A 19,893-nucleotide genomic window follows, 5' to 3' on the forward strand; every position below is an offset into this window, starting at 1 on the left:
ATCCAGTCCAGCAGAAGAGAAAAAGCACTTCCATCATAAAAAATCCCTTATATCTTTTTCCAGATAGCGAAATATTGTAAAGGAAAATATCAATAAAGCGTGAGTGGCAATGGTTACCAAAAAAAGGGCGTGGAGGGGGGGGTAATCGTCAAAGGCAAATATTCTCTGATATGATTGAATGATAATATATGCAGGATTGTAAACAAGAGCTTTTTGGACTATCTCGGGGAGTATTTCAGAAACGTAGACAATGGGGGTAAACCAGAACCAAAGTTGCAGAAAAACACCGGTAATTTCTCGAACATCCCGAATAAAGACATTTAACACAGCCGTAAATAATCCAATAGCCAGTGCAAGTAGTTGTTGAAGGTAATAAAGAAAAGGGATTAGTATCATAGATTTATGGAAGTTGTATTCCTGAAGTGTCAGTATTAAAAAAAAGACCATCATGGAAATTACAAAGGTAATGGTTTCTGATAGATTGATGTGAAGCAGCAAGGATGGCAGGGATGTGTTGACCTTTGAAATGATGTGTTTCTTATCTATAAAGGCAGATGTGGATCTTGTTATGGTTGCAGCAAATGCTGCCCATGGAATCAGTCCAGACGCAAGGTAAATACCGTATGCATTCATGTCAGAAGTCCCTGGAAGACGGGCACCCATGATTTTACCAAAGATCACTATATATATGAACAGATTTACCACAGGCCAGATGATGGCCCACATGGAGCCAAGAACCGAGCCTGCAAAACGCTCTGCAAAATCTCGTTTGGTTATTTCTATTATGAAAGAAAAATTTAGAATTGACATAATTTAAGATCAGGCCAGTTGGTTGCTATTCATGAAAATTGCAGACTTTGAAGCCTTCCATTTTGCAAAGGTGGTCCTTTTGTGCGTCTTCAAGGTCATGTTGAATCATTTCTTGTACCATTTGTTCAAAGGTGATCCGGGGCTCCCATCCCAACATTTTTCTTGCCTTTGTTGGATCTCCCAGCAGTGTTTTTACCTCAGCTGGACGAAAATAGCGAGGATCTACACGAACAATTACATCTCCTGGTTTGGGAATGTTTGTGTTTTGTCTGGTATCTTTCCGGATTAGTCTTTGCTGGATTTTTAAAGAATTTATGGAGGATACAATCCCCTTTTCATTAACCCCCTTTCCTTCCCATTTTAGATGAATGCCAAGTTCCTTTGCGGCGAGTTCAACAAATTCCCTTACAGAATGTTGCGTGCCGGTGGCAATGACAAAATCATCTGGATTTTCTTGTTGCAGCATCAACCACTGCATTTCCACGTAGTCTTTTGCATGGCCCCAATCTCTTTTAGCATCCAGATTGCCAAGTGCGACAAATTCTTTAAGACCAAGAAAAATGCGGGCAAGTGCCCTGGTTATTTTTCTGGTTACAAAGGTTTCTCCACGAATGGGGGATTCGTGGTTGAAGAGGATGCCATTGCATGCATAGAGCCCATAGGCTTCTCTGTAGTTTACGACGATCCAATACGCATAAAGTTTTGCGATAGAGTAGGGGGATCTGGGATGAAATGGTGTCTTCTCATTTTGAGGTGTTTCTTGAACTTTGCCAAAAAGTTCTGAGGTGGAAGCCTGATAAAATCGACATTTATCAATGAGCCCAAGTATTTTGATCGCTTCCAGAAGTCGCAGTGTTCCTAAGGCATTCGTGTCTGCTGTATATTCAGGGGCTTCAAAGGATACTGCAACATGGGATTGAGCTGCTAGATTATAAACTTCGTCTGGTTTTATCTTCTGAACGATTTTAACAAGATTTGAAGCATCCGTCAGATCTCCGTAATGCAAAATCAGCTTACGGTTTTTTATATGTTGTTCCTGGTAGAGGTGGTCAATTCTTTGAGTATTGAACAGAGAGGCTCTGCGCTTGATACCATGAACCTCATAGCCTTTTTGTATTAGAAATTCTGTCAGATATGCACCATCTTGGCCTGTTATACCTGTTATTAACGCTTTTTTCATGTTGGTCCCTTCATTATTAGATCACTGTGTCATTGGCATGATTTAATTCAGCTTCAACCATCAGTCTTGCAACGTCACAGGCCGTGTGTTTTGCTTTCCAGTTTAGTACTTTTTGGGCTTTAACAGGGTTTGCTTTTACTATTTTAATATCTGCCGGGCGCATGAATTTTGTGTCAGTTTTTATGTGTTCTCTCCAGTTTAAACCAAGGGTTTTGAATACATAAAAAATAAATTGTTCCAGCTTGCATGTTGTTCCGGTTGCAATAATAAAATCATCCGGCTGGTCTTTTTGAAGCATCAGCCACATTGCCTCGACATATTCCGGAGCCCAGCCCCAGTCCCTTTGGATGGAAATATTGCCTAGAACGAGTTTTTCCTTGCTTCCCCTGGAAATGCGGCAGGCAGTACTTACAATTTTTCGAGTGACGAAGGTTTCTGGTCTTAGATATGATTCATGATTAAACAGAATGCCTGTGCAGGCAAAAAGGTTATATGCATCACGATAATTAGCTGTTTGAAAACAGGCAGAAGTTTTGGCAACGGCATATGGGCTTCTGGGAGAAAAAGCAGTGATTTCAGTTGCAGCTTTTCCTTGGGTGTCCCCAAAACATTCACTGGATCCGGCGTTGAAAAGCTTAACCGGTGCATTTGATTTTCGAAGAACTTCAAGCAGATTCATGTTTGCAATGGTGATGCTTTCATAAGTTTCAACTGGCTTTCTAAAGGAAAGGGCAACTGAACTCTGGCCGGAAAGATCGTATATTTCATGAGGCTCATTTTTTTCAATGAGTTTAAATATAGAATCGAAATCAAGCATTGAGCAAGACAGAAATTGAATATCATTAATGATATTCATTCTTTTAAGATTTGCCAATGAAGCGTTTTGGATATTACGGGAGACGCCAATCACCCGATATCTTTTTTTTAAGAGCAATTTTGATAAAAAAGCACCGTCCTGACCTGAAATGCCGAATATTATGGCTGTTTTCATTAAGTGTTCCCAAATACTATTAAAATTCTAATTTTTAACACGGGTATCAAAGTTGTTTTTGTTGCTTTTTCAGTTTTCCATAAAAAGCTATTGGTTTGCTCACAAAAAAGGCCTCAGTTATGAGACCATGCTTATTGGAAACCATATTTAAAGAGGAAAAATCCTTAATTCTAATAAATTTAGATACTCCTGGTCTTTAAATTAAATTTATTTCTACTACTTTAAAGAACGCCCAAATGTGGAGTAGAAGTCAGAGCGTGTAAAAAAATTGAAGGGGATTTCTTAGCCTTAAATAGAATGCCAGCGGTGAAAATAGATATGTCATTTTCTTTACACTCACTCAAAAAATAATCAGACAAAAAGTGATTATATAATATTGTTGTAATGGAAAGTCAAGATGAAACTTGGGTGGTGCTGGGAAATGGGCTGGTAATGGGGTTTTTCAGTATTCAGCATATATTTTCTTTTGCTGAGAAGAAAAAATTATGGGATCAGTGAGGTAACTTCAATAGGGAGAAACATGTTTTGCTCAATGTAAATTTCCACAGAATGTGTCGTATTTTTATAGCTTGTTTCAAAACGGTAATCCTTGTTTTTGTCAAGTGTCATGGTGAAGTGCCCAGCTCTGTCAGTTGTAATTTGATTTACAATGATGTTCTCTGATTTGCTGAAAACAACAATCGTTGCTTCTTCTTTCTCTTCCCCTGGAGTGTACACCGTGTCATAATTGTCGTCTGAATAAACAATGCCATAAATTTTAGCTTTCTCCAATATTTCGTTATTGGAAAGTTGTGTGCCCGCATTGATGGAAGAACTGGCAACTACTATATGATCATTGTAAGGAAAAAGGCTTATACCAACACCACTCTGATTTGCTGTCAGGGAAAAAATGCCCCCCCTTGTCGGGGTAGCCTTCAATTCTTTTTGAAGCAGGTATGCGAAAGCTGTCTTGGCTATTTCGGAAGATGTGTCATGAATAGAATGTATTCTCAGCACAAAGGTTTCTGCGACATCGATACCATTGTATCCCATCTCTAAAGCACGCAGCAATGGATCATCGCTCAGAGTTATAGAAGAATCTCTGTCTATCGTGATCAGTTGTCTTGAATAGGCTTTTGCAGATTCATTGAGGGACGAGTTTTGAAAAAGTGGTGGATAGCCAGCGGTGCATGTAATGAAATTTAGATTGTTGACTATCAGTTCAGTGGCGTTTGGATTGAGATATGCTCCCAAGGTTAAAGGGCGGGATCGGATCTGGTTTGCCATTGTCAGAAGTTGTATTTCAGACTTTAGAATAGATGACCCAAAGCAGATAGTTACAAAATAAGCGTTCCGCCAATTATCATCAACCATTTCAACCCCTGCATTTACATCAATTCCTAAAAGATGAAATTCAGTGCTGAGGATGTGCAATGGGCTGACTCTTTCCGGATTAAGCTCTTGTTTGAAAATATTTTCAACAATAATTTTGAAAGCATTATCTGGGGATAGAAAATTTAGAAAAGTGATTACTCCGCCGGTCTCCCCTGTTTTGGCGTAATCGTATTCCGGCGTCAAACCAGGTTCTGAAATTTCTTCATCTATAGCGTTATGCGCTATAGCTCTTGAATTTAGGAAGTTATCAATATTATATGGAGGGTATGAATCCTGTAACCAGGGAAGTGTTTGCTTAAGCGTTTCTCTATCATATCCCAGAGATTCGGCTTTGGTAAAAGGGTCCATCCTTATTTCATTAATCAGTTCTGTAAAAGAAGCAAGATCCTCGTTGGAATTTAATGCATGCGATTTTAATGCACTAATACCCAAAACAAGAAGGATGACGATAACAATATGAGTTGTTGTTTTTAAAATTTTCATAATATAAAAATAAATGCAAGAAATATGCCTTTGGAAAAAACCTTCAGTTTCGGTGTCGTTTGAGATTGCGCGTGTCTATATTTGACCATGATTTGACAAATTTAAACAAGTGCTTTTTTTTTGTGAAATTACAACTTATTTTTTTGGGGGGCTTTGGTTACAACGTCTTGGGAGGGAGCTTGAGTTGGTGATACTCTTTTGAAATTTGGATTATGCGCAGTCTCTGTTAATGCAAGAGTGACACCTGACTTTTTTGGGCTACTAAATTCTCAATTGTTATGGTGACCATTGTTCTGTTTAAACCCTTTTTTTAGGCTCACCAGTCCATTTTTATAAGTAAACCTGCATTAAATGATCTGCCGGAATTCACGGTATACATACCAGGACATTTATAGGTTTCGTCCCAGAGGTTTTCTACAAATAAATCCAGGGAAAAAGGAAATATATTATTTATTTTCAGGTGTGTATTCATCAACCAGACATCTGGTGAAGTTACTTCAATCACTTCTGTTGGCATGCTGGGATCTTCTTCATACAGGTAATAGAGTTTTGTCTCAGAAATATAACGTAATCCTGGTGTCAAGGTGATATCTTTTGTGATTTTCCAGTTTAATGATACATTGAACACTGTGTCGGCACCGGTATCATAATCATATTGGTAGGTTGATGGCTTATCAAATTCATCTTCTATATTAAATATTTCGCCTTTATATCTTCCATAATAATACGTCTCATCTGGCCCATTGTTGTTTAAAGTGGTTATGTTGCCTGAAGCAAAAACATCCTTGAATAATTTAAATTTCCACTCAAGTTCCGCCCCAAAAATGGATTGGTTATTTGGTGAGGAAAGGCCGGCACCTGCGTAGCGATCTTCAATAACATGATTACTGATTTTATTTTTGAAAAGAGTTAATGATATTTTGTTTTCTTTTCCTGACTTCCATGCAAGTTGGGCGTTGGCACTCTCTATTCGTTCAAGGTGGGTATTGGACCCTTCGGCTACCTGTCCTGCAGATGGGGTCCTATATGCTGTACCATAAATGGTTTTAAAAATGAGATTGGGGCTGAAGTCCCAAGCTAGCCCGGCGTTGTAGCTTATTTTGTCTTCCAGTTGAGCATGATCATCATTTCGTACGCCTGCCCATATTTCTAAATTTGAAAAACGGTGGCGGTATTGTCCAAAAACAGAGGTAAGTCTGTTTCCATAATTTTCGATTTCAAAGAGTGGCAGTAAATCAATATTGGCCTCATCAAGATAACCTGGCATAAAACTTTTCCATACAAGGATGCTATTAAATGATGTTTTTCTCCAGGATACTCCGGTGGTTAACAAGCCGTCTTCTTTAAAAAGAGAGATGTCGTATATTAATTCAGCATAAAGGGATTGTTCGGACTGATTGAAGTTTTTATCAATGATGTCAACATTTACATCACTGTTGGTATAGTATCCGGCAAACCGAATGCCTGAATCAATACTGGTCGATTTTGAGGCTTCAATTTTAAATGTCTGTGTTGGATTGGAGCGCTCTTCTTTCCAGATAGAATCGCCAGACCAGTCAGACACCGTATAAATTTTATTATTGTCTGATAGTCTTGCAGAAAGTGTCAGCCAATTATCAAATGAGATATTTGAGTAAAGTTCATAGTATTTTGAATTGCCCGGAAGATTTTCTCCGAATCGTTCATCGGGTTCAATGGCTGTTTTTCCATCATTCCAGAATCTGGTCACATTAAATGGGCGGTCATCTTCTTTGACGTTTTTTGCTGAAAGGGAAAGGAAAGAGTTGCATTGTCCATTATCGATTCCATAGTTAAGAAAGGCAGAGGTGTTGTTCTCCAGGGATGACGCCCTGATACCTGTCTGAATTCCCTGAAAATCTTTGCCTGTGAGGGGGACGACATTGACAACTCCTGCAAACGCATCCGGACCCCATAAAACAGAGCCAGCACCTCGCACAATCTCAATCCTTTTAATAGATGCCACCGATGTCTCATTGTCGATATTGTGGACGGATTTGCTGGTTGCTGATCCCATGGGGACCGTATCGTATAGGAAGAGAGCAGAATCTGGAATTCCTCGAAGATAGGGGACACTTCCACGCTCCCTTTCATTGATGTAAAAACCAGCCTGTTTTGCAAGCAGCCCGGAAATGGTGTCATTCCCTGTGCTTTCAATGGTTTCTTTGGTGATAACATCAGCAATTGCAGGGGCGTTCCATGCGGCTTCTTCCCTCCTTGATGCCAAAGAAAGTACTTCCAGATTTTCCCCAACAAACAATAGCATGGTGTCGGCTGCCATGAGAGACGGTGCACCAGATAGCATCTCCATCACTAAAAGACAGAACAGGCAGCGAGCCCAAAAAAAGCCTTGATCTGTTGATGAAAAGAGGCCCATGCTTTTTTTAAATAAAAGCATTTTTATTCTGATGATGGCTTTCCTCACGGGCTGCAACCTTCTTTTTCAAGTGTGTCATCTTCTTCAATATTTTTTAACAATACCCTGAACTTTGCTCTGCTGAGCCCCAGAAGTTTCGCAGCGGATGTCTGGTTATTTCCAGATGCCTCCAGGGCCTGTTTGACCAGGCTGACTTGAACCGACTGGAGCTGAATTCCATTGGGAGGTAGTTTTACAATGGAATTGTTTGATTCTCCAGCTTCTTGAACCTTCAGGAATGAAAGGGTTTCGGAGGTTATTTTTTCGCTGTCTTTTGTTAGTATAGTGCATCGTTCTATGGCATTTGCAAGCTCTCGAACATTTCCCGGCCATGGGTATTCCACAAGTTTTTGGCAGGCTCCCTTTGTCAGCTCATATTTTTCATTGTCTGTGAAAATTTTTAAAAAATGTCCTGCAAGGGGAAGGATGTCATCCCTCCTGTTTCTTAAGGGTCTAATGTCAATCGGAAAAACATTGATTCTGAAAAAAAGATCCTGTCGAAATTTGTTGGTGTTCACCATTTGTTCAAGTTTTCTGTTGGTTGCACAAATTACTCTGACATTTACGGGGATTTCTTCGTTGCCTCCCACCCTTTGGAATTTTTTTTCCTGAAGCGCTCTTAGCATTTTTGCCTGTGACTCCAAAGGCAAATCGCCTATTTCATCTAAAAAGAGAGTTCCTTGGTCGGCATATTCAAATTTTCCAAGCTTGGTTTTTCCAGCGCCGGTGAACGCTCCTTTTTCATAACCGAATAGCTCTGATTCCACAAGATTTGGAGAAATGGCTGCACAGTTGACAGGAACAAATCTTTTTCCGTTTCTTTTGCTTTTTGTGTGAATATATCTTGCTATGAGTTCTTTACCGGTTCCAGATTCTCCGGTGATCAGTACGGCAGTGTCTGAATCTGCAACGTTTGTGGCAAGAGAGACAATCTCTCTCATCTGTTTTGATTTAAAAACGAGTGTGTGTTTTCCATCTGCCCGCTGCAGCTGTTGTCTCATGGCTTGATTTTCTTCGATAAGGGAAGAAAGTTTTAAAGCCCTTTCCACAGTAATAAAAATTTTTTCTTCATCAAACGGTTTGGTAATATAGTCAACAGCACCCTGTCGCATCATTTCCACGGCAGAGTCAATGGTTGCAAAGGCCGTAATAAAAACAACCGGTGTCAGCATGTTGGCATTCCTCATCATGCGGATAAGCGCTTTTCCATCCACTTCTGGCATACGGATGTCTGAAAAAATCATATCAAATTTGTTTGATTTTAATTTTTCAAAGGCTTCTTGTCCATTTGCAGCCCCTTCTGTGGTATATCCTTTTTGCTCAAGCATCATTGATAGAAGATGTCTTATCTTGTCTTCATCATCAACTATTAGAATATGTGCCATTGGTCAGATTATCCTTGTTTGTCTGTTCCAGGGTTTCCAGGGGAATTTTTACGCAAAAGACAGCTCCTGAGATACCGTGGTTTTCTCCCGTAATAATTCCTCCATGAGCTTTTGCAACCTGGTCGGCAAACGCAAGCCCAAGGCCTGTTCCACTTGTCTTTGTGGTGTAAAAAGGTTCAAATAATTTATCCATGCTTTTGGGATCAATGCCTTTGCCGTAGTCCCGAACGGACAATGTCCATAAATTTTGATTGACCCTTATATTGATATCAATTTTACCTATATTTTTGCTGGCATCACAAGCGTTTCTTATAATATTGCTGAAAGCTCTAGCCAAGAGGTCCGCATCTGCAAGGGTAATACATTTTTCTTCAGGTATCGAGCTGTTTATCATAAGTGTGCCTGGATCGTATTGAAGTTTAAAACCTAATATTACCTGTTCAACGACTTGATTAATATCCGTGGAAACGAGCTTGGGTTTTGTCGGTCGGGCGAACATTAAAAAACTTTCGATTAGTGTATTTAGTCGTGTTAACTCCTCTTCCGCATAATTCAAAAGCAAGTTGTCATCTGGAATGTCCAGATCTTTTTTTAACATATAAAGAGAGGATTTCATAATAGCCAGAGGATTTTTAACCTCATGGGCAATCATCATGGAAAATTTTCCAACTTCTGCCAAGGCTTCTTGTCTGCTGAGACGTGACTGTGCTCCAATTAAGGCTTTTCTGTTCTTATCGATGGAATCAAGCATTTCATTGAATGCTATGGCAAGTCTTCGTGTTTCCGGGATGGTTCCAAGGTGCGCCCGAACAGTGTTATTACCTTTAGATATAAGGTTTGCTACATCTGCCAGAGAAATGACAGGGCGAACCAGAGAACGGGATATCAAAAAAAAAATAATGCAGGAGATTGCAGCAAGTCCCAATGAAAGAAAGACAAATTGTTGTGCCATGGTTTTCGATAGGTCTTTTATTCCTTGTCTTGTGTATTTTATTCTTACAAAGCCAATCGGTTTTCCGTTTGAGCTACCTGCCATTATTTCTAGATCAACTCCGTCCGTATCCGAATGGCTTAGGCTAACTTCTTTTTCCTTGATTAAAAGGGGGCTGTTAAAATCTCTGTATTGTTGAGCGATGAGCCGTCCATTGTGGTCCGTGATTTCTACCCCAACCACATCTTTTTCATTTAGTACGCTTTTTGCGAGACCATCCAAAAGTGCATTTTCCTCAATCAGGATTCCAAGTTCTGCATTGATTGCCAGTTGTTCAGTCATATAATCAATTTGCTGGTCAAAGCGGTCCGAGACCAGACGTTTGACCATGCTAAGACCGGAGTATCCCAGGGTAATGGTTGAAGAGGTGATGACCAGAATTGCCGTAGCAAGGAGTCTTGCATGAATGCCTGTATTTCTGGGAAAGAATATTGCCATTAGTCTTCGCTGATAAATTGTATGTCAAGGGTGTGAGCCACTTTGAGGTTGATTCTCCTTTCGAATATGGGGGCTACGTTGCCACATTGGCCTTGAATAAAATAATTATTTATTGTGTCTGCAGTTTGAATTCCAATTTGAATATAATCAAATAAAAAAGCAAAAACAGCACCTGACTTTAAAAAAAAAGAATTATAACCAATAACACCTTTTTTAAGATAGAGCGATTGCTTTATTACATATTGCACGATCTTTTCTGAGATAACCGTTTGATCTGGAATCATCCATACACAATCAATTCCGTTTAGATTTTTTTTCAAGATGTCTGGGATCTCTTTTTTTGAATTAACCGAAAGTGGGATGAGATTTAGGCCTTGCTCTTTACTTGAAGCAAGAGCATCTATAAAAAATGGCTGATTGTTTTTTTGATTAAAAAGGAGTCCTATTTTCTTTGTTTTGGGTAAAGCTGTGCTGATTTCTCTTAATTGAATATGAACTGGGATTTGAAGTGAAATTCCGCAAATATTATTTTTTTTGCCAATAATTTTATGAACGTCAAGGATTGCTGAAAATATTTTAACCTTATTGTCCAGAGATTTTATGGCATAAATAAAGGTGGTGGCTTCTGGGCCGATTGACAGGAAAAGATCATAGGGCTTATTTATTAATCTTTGTTTGATTTTTTTTTGATTCGCCATGTCCTGGTTTAGGAAATATATGTCCATTGCATGGTTCATTCCTTGTTCAACGCCTTTAAGGACCTGCATATAGGGCTTTATTTTTTTTGAGATAATCACAGCAATGGCTTTTTCACCGCAGTAGGCAATTCCGTGGGAGGCAAGGACCAGAAACAGCACTAAGAAAAAGGGTATCTTTTTGAATTTTGTAGAACGATATGATGTCCCTTTTATTAATGAGTCCAAGGTGTGTGTCCATAATTAAAATTGATCTTGTGTTAACGGTATTGCCTTGCTGTAACCCTTTCTAAATAGGCCCAGGTTGAATGTCTTACATGGCAGTCTGGCATCAAGTCCATATTTTTTAGAAACAGTTTGTTTAGATCTCTTCGTATGTGTTTGACAGAAAGAAGTGTCGCGCAATTTAAGCAGAAATTGGAATCGTTGTGCCTTTTTCCCCAGAGGATTATTTCAATACATGGGGTTTTATGAAATCTTCAGCCTATAAATAATTTGAGCCTGATTAGTTTGCCCCCCCATCTATTTGGTTAATAGTGGTTAAAAACTGAATTATCAATCTGTGTTATATAAAGGCTTGTCTATTTTATGTCAAGCGAACCTGCTGTATCTTTTCCAGTAAATGCTTTTTACAAAGCTGAAAGTATAGGCTTTTTCCATGAATCCTGAAGCGTTGTAATTTGGGTTTGACAACAGTCCTTTGCTATTTTGGATAGCTGTTGATAGGAATTGAGATAAAAAAACCATTCCATGGCCTGACGGATACGTGTGGTGAGGTATAAAAAATATTTTTTGGATGCTTAAACATACTGCTTTGTTTGGCGGGGGATTGTTTGCATTTTGAGAAATTTCAGAGTATGTAATGGGTAATTTGATCTGAAGATTCTTTAATTAAGGAAATGAATATGTTGCTATTGATAACAGGTGTGGCTGGTTTTATCGGATTTCATTTGGCTCAAACCCTATTGGCTTCTGGGCAATCAGTATATGGGATCGATAATTTGAACGATTATTATGATCCTTCATTAAAATTGGATCGTTTGAAACAAATTGAACATGAAAAAAACTTTAAATTTAAACCCATTGATATCGCAAACCGTGATGATATTCGGGTTTTGTTTGAAGAAAATAATTTTGATGTGGTGGTAAATCTTGCAGCCCAAGCTGGTGTTCGCTATAGTCTTCAAAATCCAGAAGCATATGTGGATTCTAATCTCGTTGGTTTCGCAAATGTCCTTGAAGGGTGCAAAAAAGCCAGGGTTGGGCACTTGGTGTATGCATCAAGCAGTTCCGTGTACGGGGCAAATAGAAAAATGCCTTTTTCAGTTAAAGATAATGTGGATCATCCTGTTTCCCTTTATGCAGCGACAAAAAAATCTAATGAACTCATGGCACATGCATACAGTCATTTATATAAATTGCCCGTGACAGGATTACGTTTTTTTACGGTTTATGGGCCTTGGGGGCGGCCTGATATGGCCTATTTTAAGTTTGTAAAAGCAATTACAGCGGGGGAGCCCATTGATGTCTACAACCATGGCAATATGAAACGTGATTTTACCTATATTGATGACATTGTGGAAGGGATAATCAAGGTTATCAATCTGCCCCCGGTTCTGAATGAAAATGTCTATGAAATAGGAACTCATGCTCCTTTCAATATCTTTAATATCGGAAATAATCACCCTGTTGAGTTGAAAAAGTTTATTGAAATTCTCGAGAACCTTATAGGTAAAACAGCTCATAAAAATATGCTCCCCATGCAACCTGGTGATGTGCCTGCTACCTATGCAGATATTACAGAATTGAGGGCGAAGATTGGATTTGTTCCGCGAACTTCTATTGAAAAAGGTCTTGAGTCTTTTGTTAAATGGTATGCTTCCTATTACTTGAACTCTTGATCATTTGTTATGTCTTCTTTGGGGGTAAATCTGGATTAAGTGTATAAAAAGCTTGACTTCTTCTTTTTTCGTGGTTAAATGGGTAGCGTGGGGTTTTTTTGAATTAATGTAATTTGACGATGTCATTGGGAATCAGAAAGACGCATATATTTTTTTTGTGGCTTTTGTTTAATCCTTGGTTTGTAAATCTGAATTGATTGTCGTGATTGCCTGTCTTAAAGTGGTTTGATTATTCAGAAGTCTTATCGATTAATCCGCTCAACTGCTGTGATTCATTTAGTAGCATACCAAAATTTATGAATGTACTTAAATGATGGTTCTGAAAGTTGAGTTAAGACTGATAGATATGAGGAGCTAAGCATGATACACACAAGAAAGAAGATGTTTGTGCTGCTTATGGTAATGTTGCTGACAATGGTGAGTGTTACTACTGTTGTTGCTTCGGACAAAGTTAACATTAATACGGCAACAGAAGAGGGGCTTACGGTTTTGAAAAATGTTGGTCCCAAAACAGCCCAAGCCATTATTGCCTATCGTGAAGCCCACCAGGGATTTAAAACCCCGGAGGAAATTATTGAGGTAAAGGGAATTGGCGAGAAAACATTCCAAGACAATAAAGATCTGATTATCGTTGAGGACGAGTAGCCATTGAGTTATGTTTGGGCGTTGGCCGTGTGCTTAATTCAGCGGGTCATTTTGCATGACGATATTTGTATATAGATTTCTTAGGGACTCAGATTTTATTGATTTACCATTTGTCAAGCCCGGTTTCCTGCATCCTAATGAGCGCCACCCTGGGAAAACGGTAAATTAAGAACAGCCGACTCCCTTAGGTTTTGTTGTTTGGATATTCAAATAATCTGTCCATGATGTGTAATATAAATATATGTCAGCTAAAAATGCCCAAGGCAATGCTTAAAATTTTAAATAGCGTCTTTCTGATTCTCTGCCTTATTATTGATTGTGTTGATATAAATATTTTTTACCCCTTCTTTCATATCCTTATCTTTATCATGTCTTTTTATGCCCTTTTCCCGGGGGAGATGCCTTCAGCTGTACTTTAAAATGCTGAAATGGTATACCTGCGTCGAAATCACTCCTTTCGCTCTTGATAAACCCAAATTTTGTGTTATTATTTTATGCCATGTTGTTCAATGGTTCTTGGGGCTTGGTCATAACATCTGCCAGCCATTATAAATTATGGAGAAGCGGTTTCAGGCTTTTATGACCAAGCTTGTTTTTTTTAAAAAGAGATATCCTCAGGCATGATGGTCCTGCTCCAAAACAGTAAATTTTATCTTAGATATATGTAGAAAAAATAGGTAAATCCACAGGAGAATTATAATATTTTGGAAAACTCAAAACCCTTTTTACGTAGAATATTTATAATTGTTTTTTTGTTCATGTCTTTATTAATGTTCCTGTTAAATCTAAGCATTTATTGGGCTTTGCAACGTCTGATTGTTGTTTTGTCGTCGGGATCTGATGCAACATTACAATTGGCTTTACTTGATATTAAGATTCCATTGGGATCACTGTATCAAATAATTGATTTTCTTAAATTGATTGAGAGCATTTATTTACCCTGGGTGTTGCCGGTTACAGCTGTCTTTTTTATATTTTTTACCATGCTTATGTGGTTGGTGTTGAGGCTGAGTGTGTCGAACCTTTTTAATGGTAAAGCATCGGTATTGTCCTCTGAGCAGGATTTTGTAAAACCCAAAAAAGATGCCGCAGATCAGCGCATGGAGCAGGAGAGAAAGCGGCGTATGTTTCTGCATTTTTTGTCGGTGCTTCAGCGTGAAGGACGTTTGCTGGATTTTTTTGGAGAGGATTTAAGTCTTTACGAAGATGAGCAGATCGGTGCAGCTGTGAGAAGTATCCATGAAGACTGCCGGGTCGCCGTGGACAAATACATTGCTCCTGTTCCTGTCATTGATCAGGAAGAGGGAGAACTCATTGATATTGAAGCCGGTTTTGATCCCAATTCCGTAAAGCTCACCGGTAATGTGGCCGGAGATCCGCCGTTTAAAGGTATATTGAGACACCGGGGGTGGAAAGCCGGAAAAAAGGAAGTTCCTCGTCTGGCCGATGTGCTGGATTCCGGGATTATTGTACCTGCAGAGGTTGAAATAGAATAAAAGAGACTTGACAGGCTCTACTGCGCCTCAATTAAGGGGGGAATATGGAATCAAGTCTGAAATATAGGGAGTAACCTGTGGAAAAAGCCCGCTATATAGTCGGTATTGACCTTGGTACCACCAACACCGTGGTGGCATGGACAGATGTTGAAAAAAATGAAGATACCAAAATTAATGTATTCCAGATTCCCCAGCTCACCGAGGCCGGTGTGCTGGACGCTCGGGAGGCTCTGCCCTCCTTTCTTTACCTAAAAGAAGCCCATGAGGTGGAATCCCCGGCCTTTGCTCTGCCATGGTGCCCGGATGAAGCCGCAGCTGTGGGTGAATTCGCAAGGGACAGGGGCGCAGAGGTGCCCGGAAAACTGGTCTCCTCTGCCAAATCCTGGCTTTGCAACGCTGCCGTGGACAGGGAGGGTGCCATTCTTCCATGGGAGAGCACCGGCCCCGTTAAAAAAATGTCGCCGGTGGATGCCGCCGGTAGAATTTTGTCCCACATCCGCTCTGCCTGGAACCATGAGATTGCCACAGATGATCCTGAAAAGGCACTGGAACTTCAGCTGATTTATCTCACCGTACCCGCATCCTTTGATGCCGTTGCCCGGGAGCTCACGGTGAAGGCGGCAAAACAGGCAGGGTTCAATGATATTATTCTCATTGAAGAACCCCAGGCCGCATTTTATTCCTGGCTGGACCAGTCTGGGGAGTCCTGGAGAGACAGTGTTCAAAAAGATGATTTGGTGCTGGTGTGTGACATCGGTGGTGGTACCAGTGACTTCAGTCTCATTGAAGTAAAAGAAGATGATGAAGGAGGACTTGCATTGGAGCGGGTGGCCGTGGGTGATCATCTGCTGGTGGGCGGGGATAACATTGACCTGGCCCTGTCCTATTATCTGGCCCATCAATTAAAGGAAAAGAAAAAGAAGCTTGATGCCTGGCAGATGCGGGGGCTGGTTCATTCCTGTCGCCGGGCCAAAGAACATCTTTTTTCTGACCAGGGTGCAGACAGCCATCCGGTCACCATTCTGGGTAGGGGGGCCGGCCTAATAAAAGGAACCCTTAAAGCAACCTTGAACTTGGCGGATGTGGAACAGGTGGTACTGGACGGATTTTTCCCCCGGTGTGCCCTGACAGATCAACCCATGGCTTCCACGGCCGTGGGAATGAAGGAGTTCGGTCTCTCCTATGAAGCGGATCCCGGCATCACCCGGCATCTGGCCCGATTCATCTCTTCTTATAAGGATGAATCCGGGGAAATAAAATTGCCCACGGTGGTGGTGTTCAACGGGGGGGTCATGAAATCCACCCGCATGCGTCGTCGGGTCCTGGATGTGTTATCCACCTGGAAAAAAGCGGTAAACCAAGGGGAAATCCGAGAAGTGGACGCCATTGATTATGACCTTTCCGTTGCTCGGGGGGCTGCTTATTATGGCCAGGCTTCCCGGGGGGATGGAATCCGCATCCGGGCAGGCCTGGGCCAATCTTACTATATGGCCATTGAAGCCTCCATGCCTGCCGTACCCGGCATTCCCATGCCCACCCGGGCTTTATGTATCGCTCCTTTTGGGATGGAAGAAGGCACCCAGGCCGAATCCCGGGATCGCTTATTCAACCTGGTTGTGGGGGACACGGTTACCTTTGACATCATGGCCTCGGCCACCCGGAAGGAAGATGCCGTGGGAACGGTGGTGGACAACTGGGAAGATGTGGATATAAAAGCCATGTCCACCATTGAGACCCGACTGGAGGGAGAGGATGAGACACTGATTCCCGTTACCTTTGAAGTCAAACTCACCGAGATCGGTACCCTTGAGTTCTGGGCCTGTTCACGGGATGATGATAGAAAATGGCGTCTTGAGCTCAATGTGCGTCCCAAAGAGGAGTAAAATTGGATTTTCAGGATAAAAGATATGTCGTGGGTATTGATCTAGGTACCACAAACTCCGCCGTGTCCTACGTGGATCTGGCCAGCCTTTCTCCCAAAGACACCGCCCGACCCATTAAAATATTCAAGATTCCCCAGCTCACCGGTGCTGGGGAGTTCACCCCCGTGCCGGTGTTGCCCTCCTTTTTATATATACCCGGTGAGTATGATATTTCTCGAAAATCCCTGAAACATCCCTGGAAACGGGAAAAAGATCAGTTCGCAGGTGTGTTTGCAAGGGAGCATGGTTCATCGGTGCCCTCCCGACTGGTGTCATCCGCTAAAAGCTGGCTGTGCCATGCCAGGGCCGATCGCCAGGCAAAGATTCTGCCCTGGGGAGCCCAGGGAGTGGATAAAATTTCTCCGGTGGAAACCACGGCGGAGTTTCTGCGCCACATCAAAAAAGCCTGGAACCATTTTGTCCGGGATGAAGATCTTTTCCTTGAAAATCAGTTTACCGTGATCACTGTGCCAGCATCCTTTGACGAAGAAGCCCGGGAATTCACCCTGGAGGCGGCCCGTTCTGCGGGCCTTGGCAATGATGTGACCTTGCTTGAAGAGCCCCTTGCCGCTTTTTACGCCTGGCTTATTCGCCATGAACAGAATTGGCAGAATCTGGTCAAGCCGAATGATCTTATATTGGTGTGTGACGTGGGGGGGGGGACCACGGATTTTACCCTTATTACCTTGAAAGCCTCCGATGGAAGTCCCAGATTTGAACGACTTGCCGTGGGGGACCATCTGATTCTTGGGGGAGACAATATTGACCTTGCCCTGGCCCGGTACGTTGAATCAAAATTTCAGAAAAATATGGGGCTTTCCGAGGATAAATGGAAAACCCTGTGTCATAAATGCCGCAACGCCAAGGAACGTATCCTGGAAAAGGGAGAAGATAGCGTCAGAATCACCCTGAAAGGGGAGGGTAGATCCCTTATTGCAGGTACCCTGGCCGCAGATCTTACCAGGGAAGCCGTGGAAAATATTTTGTGTAAGGGTTTTTTCCCTGATGTGACTCCGGAGACGGATAAACGGAAGAAAAAAGGGAAAGCCATGGCGGAATTCGGTCTTCCCTATGAGCAGGAGCCCGCCATTACTCGGCACATCGGATGGTTTCTTGAAAAACATCGGCAGGATGTCCAAGCGGCCCTGGGTAAAGATCCCATTCCAGATTTTATTTTGTTCAATGGTGGATCTCTGAAGCCGTCACTGCTCCAGGAAAGTATTCGTTCCGCGATCCGGTCCTGGTTTGGTATGGTCGACACCTCTTTGCCCGGGGTGCTGGAAAATGCTGAACCTGATCTGTCCGTGGCTTTCGGCGCCTCTTATTATGGTTTGGTAAAGCAGGGCACCGGGGTGCGGGTGGGAAGCGGTAGTCCCAGAAGTTATTATATAGGTATTGAAACCGCAGATGGCGACAATGCCAATGCTGCCCATGATTTCCGTGGTGAGGCTATAGGATTATCCGGCCCATCACCAAGCGAGTCCCACGACGTCGTCGGTGATTCGGACGATACACTATCATCAACTTTAAATGCCAGGGTGGACGAGGACGTAAAATCCATAAAAGCCCTGTGCGTGGTGGAACGGGGCCTGGATGAAGGCTCAAAAATTGCGTTGCCGGAAATGCCCTTTGAGGTGCTGACCAATCAACCGGTGGGCTTTTCCATGTTCAGCTCAAGTTTTCGGTCCGGTGATAAGAGCGGGGACATTATAACGGTGGATGATACCCTTACCCCCATGACCCCCCTTCAGACGGTGATTCGATTTGGGAAACAGGGAGAAAAAAGAGGCATCCCGGTGATGATTGAACCTGAATACACAGAGCTTGGCACCCTTTCCATGTGGTGTCGATCCACGGTCAGTTCCCACAGATGGAAGCTTCAGTTTCAGCTGCGGGATGCCCCGGGCAACGAAGACACCACCGAGAGCGAAGTGTTTGATGAGGCCTTGGTCTCCCGGGCCTTGCTCCTTCTGGATGAGGCTTTTTCTGAACAAAATGGTTCTGACCGGGTAGAGGGGATTACCCGGGAGATTGAGGACTGTGTGGATCAGAAAAAAGCCAACTGGCCGTTGTCTTTTTTACGCCGTGTGGCTGACATGCTCATTGAAAAAGCCCATTTCAGAAAGTCAAGTCCGGGCCATGAGGTTCGATGGCTTAATTTGGTGGGATTTGCCATTCGTCCTGGATTTGGAGATGCCTTTGATGAGGAACGGCTCAGAAAATTGTGGAAAATTTATTTGGGTGGGGTGACTTTTTCCCGATCTTTGCAAAATAATATAGAATGGTGGATATTCTGCCGAAGAATTGCCGGGGGGCTCACGGCGGGTCAACAACGTCAATTTTTCCAGGATATTTCTTCTATCCTGATTTCGACAAGCAGCGCAAAGAAAAAAATATCTCCCCAGGAGTTGACGGAAATATGGATGGCGGTGGCCAACATGGAACGACTTCTGGTGAAGGATAAAACCGTCCTTGGCAGGAAATTGTTAAATGGCGTAAAGCCCACCAAAACCCCCCGGCAGTATTTATGGGCCCTATCTCGTCTGGGGGGAAGGGAGTTGCTTTACGGATCAGTGGATCGGGTGATATCCCCCCGGGAGATCACCGCATGGGTGCAAAAAATAATGAAATTGTCCTGGCCCCAGATGTCTCCGGTGGTGTCAGCGGTGACCCAGATGGTTAGAAAGACTGATGATCGCACCCGGGATGTCTCCCCTGAGACGGCCGAGGTTGTTATTGAATGGCTGGAGAAAGCCGGGGCAGGAAAAGAGGCCATTGCCATGGTGGAAAAACAGATGTCCATTGAATCCCGGGAACAGAACCTTATTTACGGGGAACGTCTCCCCCAGGGGTTGGTCTTAAAGCTTAAGCTTTAAGTATGACGGTTTGACATTTGGGGTTTGGCCTAATTCAAGGCATGAAAAATCAGCTAACCTTATCTCTCGTATCTTATTTGATATAATGGTCTTTTGCGAGGTTGCCTGTGTAAATATGGATAAGGTGTCAGCACTGTGTTTTTGAAAAAAATAGATTTGTATTAAAAAAAAGTTTGACAAGAGTTAAAAGTTCATGTAAGTTCATTGAGTCTTCTTGAGACGGGAACTCAACTTTGAGTTGGTTTTTTCTTAAAGAAGTTTGAAAGATAATT

Annotated in this window: 13 protein-coding genes; 5 read left to right on the forward strand and 8 right to left on the reverse strand. The window is 42.0% G+C overall.

Features of this window, described 5'->3' with window-relative positions; translation table 11 throughout:
* Positions 1–33: 33 nt before the first annotated feature.
* The 8 genes from ACYQ2M_RS00915 to ACYQ2M_RS00950 form a co-directional block, all read right to left on the reverse strand.
* Complete coding sequence (locus ACYQ2M_RS00915; RefSeq protein ID WP_459914418.1) at positions 34–810, reverse strand: ABC transporter permease; 777 nt, start codon at positions 808–810, stop codon at positions 34–36.
* A 25-nt stretch (positions 811–835) separates the two neighbouring features.
* A complete protein-coding gene (gene gmd / locus ACYQ2M_RS00920) occupies positions 836–1,990 on the reverse strand; it encodes a GDP-mannose 4,6-dehydratase (protein ID WP_459914419.1) in 1,155 nt (384 codons plus the stop codon).
* A 16-nt stretch (positions 1,991–2,006) separates the two neighbouring features.
* The gene (locus ACYQ2M_RS00925) at positions 2,007–2,981 is read right to left on the reverse strand and encodes a GDP-mannose 4,6-dehydratase (protein ID WP_459914420.1); all 975 of its coding nucleotides are present in this window, start codon (positions 2,979–2,981) and stop codon (positions 2,007–2,009) included.
* Between the two features lie 483 nt (positions 2,982–3,464).
* Entirely contained in the window at positions 3,465–4,838 is a 1,374-nt protein-coding gene (locus tag ACYQ2M_RS00930) for a hypothetical protein (RefSeq protein WP_459914421.1), read from the reverse strand.
* Positions 4,839–5,154: 316 nt separating this feature from the next.
* On the reverse strand, positions 5,155–7,281 hold the full coding sequence (locus ACYQ2M_RS00935; RefSeq protein WP_459914422.1) for a TonB-dependent receptor plug domain-containing protein: 2,127 nt from the start codon (positions 7,279–7,281) through the stop codon (positions 5,155–5,157).
* Complete coding sequence (locus tag ACYQ2M_RS00940; protein ID WP_459914423.1) at positions 7,278–8,657, reverse strand: sigma-54-dependent transcriptional regulator; 1,380 nt, start codon at positions 8,655–8,657, stop codon at positions 7,278–7,280. Before ACYQ2M_RS00940 ends, ACYQ2M_RS00935 begins: the two co-directional genes overlap by 4 nt.
* Positions 8,635–10,086: a sensor histidine kinase gene (locus ACYQ2M_RS00945; protein WP_459914424.1), complete on the reverse strand. Its 1,452-nt coding sequence runs from the start codon at positions 10,084–10,086 to the stop codon at positions 8,635–8,637. Before ACYQ2M_RS00945 ends, ACYQ2M_RS00940 begins: the two co-directional genes overlap by 23 nt.
* On the reverse strand, positions 10,086–11,009 hold the full coding sequence (locus tag ACYQ2M_RS00950; RefSeq protein WP_459914425.1) for an ABC transporter substrate-binding protein: 924 nt from the start codon (positions 11,007–11,009) through the stop codon (positions 10,086–10,088). Before ACYQ2M_RS00950 ends, ACYQ2M_RS00945 begins: the two co-directional genes overlap by 1 nt.
* A gap of 677 nt (positions 11,010–11,686) precedes the next feature.
* Between ACYQ2M_RS00950 and ACYQ2M_RS00955 the strand changes: the two genes are divergently transcribed.
* The 5 genes from ACYQ2M_RS00955 (at position 11,687) to ACYQ2M_RS00975 (ending at position 19,621) form a co-directional block, all read left to right on the forward strand.
* A complete protein-coding gene (locus tag ACYQ2M_RS00955) occupies positions 11,687–12,682 on the forward strand; it encodes an NAD-dependent epimerase (RefSeq protein ID WP_459914426.1) in 996 nt (331 codons plus the stop codon).
* A gap of 360 nt (positions 12,683–13,042) precedes the next feature.
* Positions 13,043–13,327, forward strand: coding sequence for a ComEA family DNA-binding protein (locus ACYQ2M_RS00960; RefSeq protein WP_459914427.1), 285 nt, complete (start codon positions 13,043–13,045; stop codon positions 13,325–13,327).
* A 1,013-nt stretch (positions 13,328–14,340) separates the two neighbouring features.
* Entirely contained in the window at positions 14,341–14,823 is a 483-nt protein-coding gene (locus tag ACYQ2M_RS00965) for a DUF2760 domain-containing protein (RefSeq protein WP_459914428.1), read from the forward strand.
* A gap of 77 nt (positions 14,824–14,900) precedes the next feature.
* Positions 14,901–16,706 (forward strand): Hsp70 family protein, encoded by a 1,806-nt coding sequence (locus ACYQ2M_RS00970; RefSeq protein WP_459914429.1) that lies wholly within the window; start codon positions 14,901–14,903, stop codon positions 16,704–16,706.
* A 2-nt stretch (positions 16,707–16,708) separates the two neighbouring features.
* Positions 16,709–19,621: an Hsp70 family protein gene (locus ACYQ2M_RS00975; RefSeq protein ID WP_459914430.1), complete on the forward strand. Its 2,913-nt coding sequence runs from the start codon at positions 16,709–16,711 to the stop codon at positions 19,619–19,621.
* Positions 19,622–19,893: the final 272 nt, after the last annotated feature.

It is taken from the genome of Desulfocicer niacini, assembly GCF_054657595.1.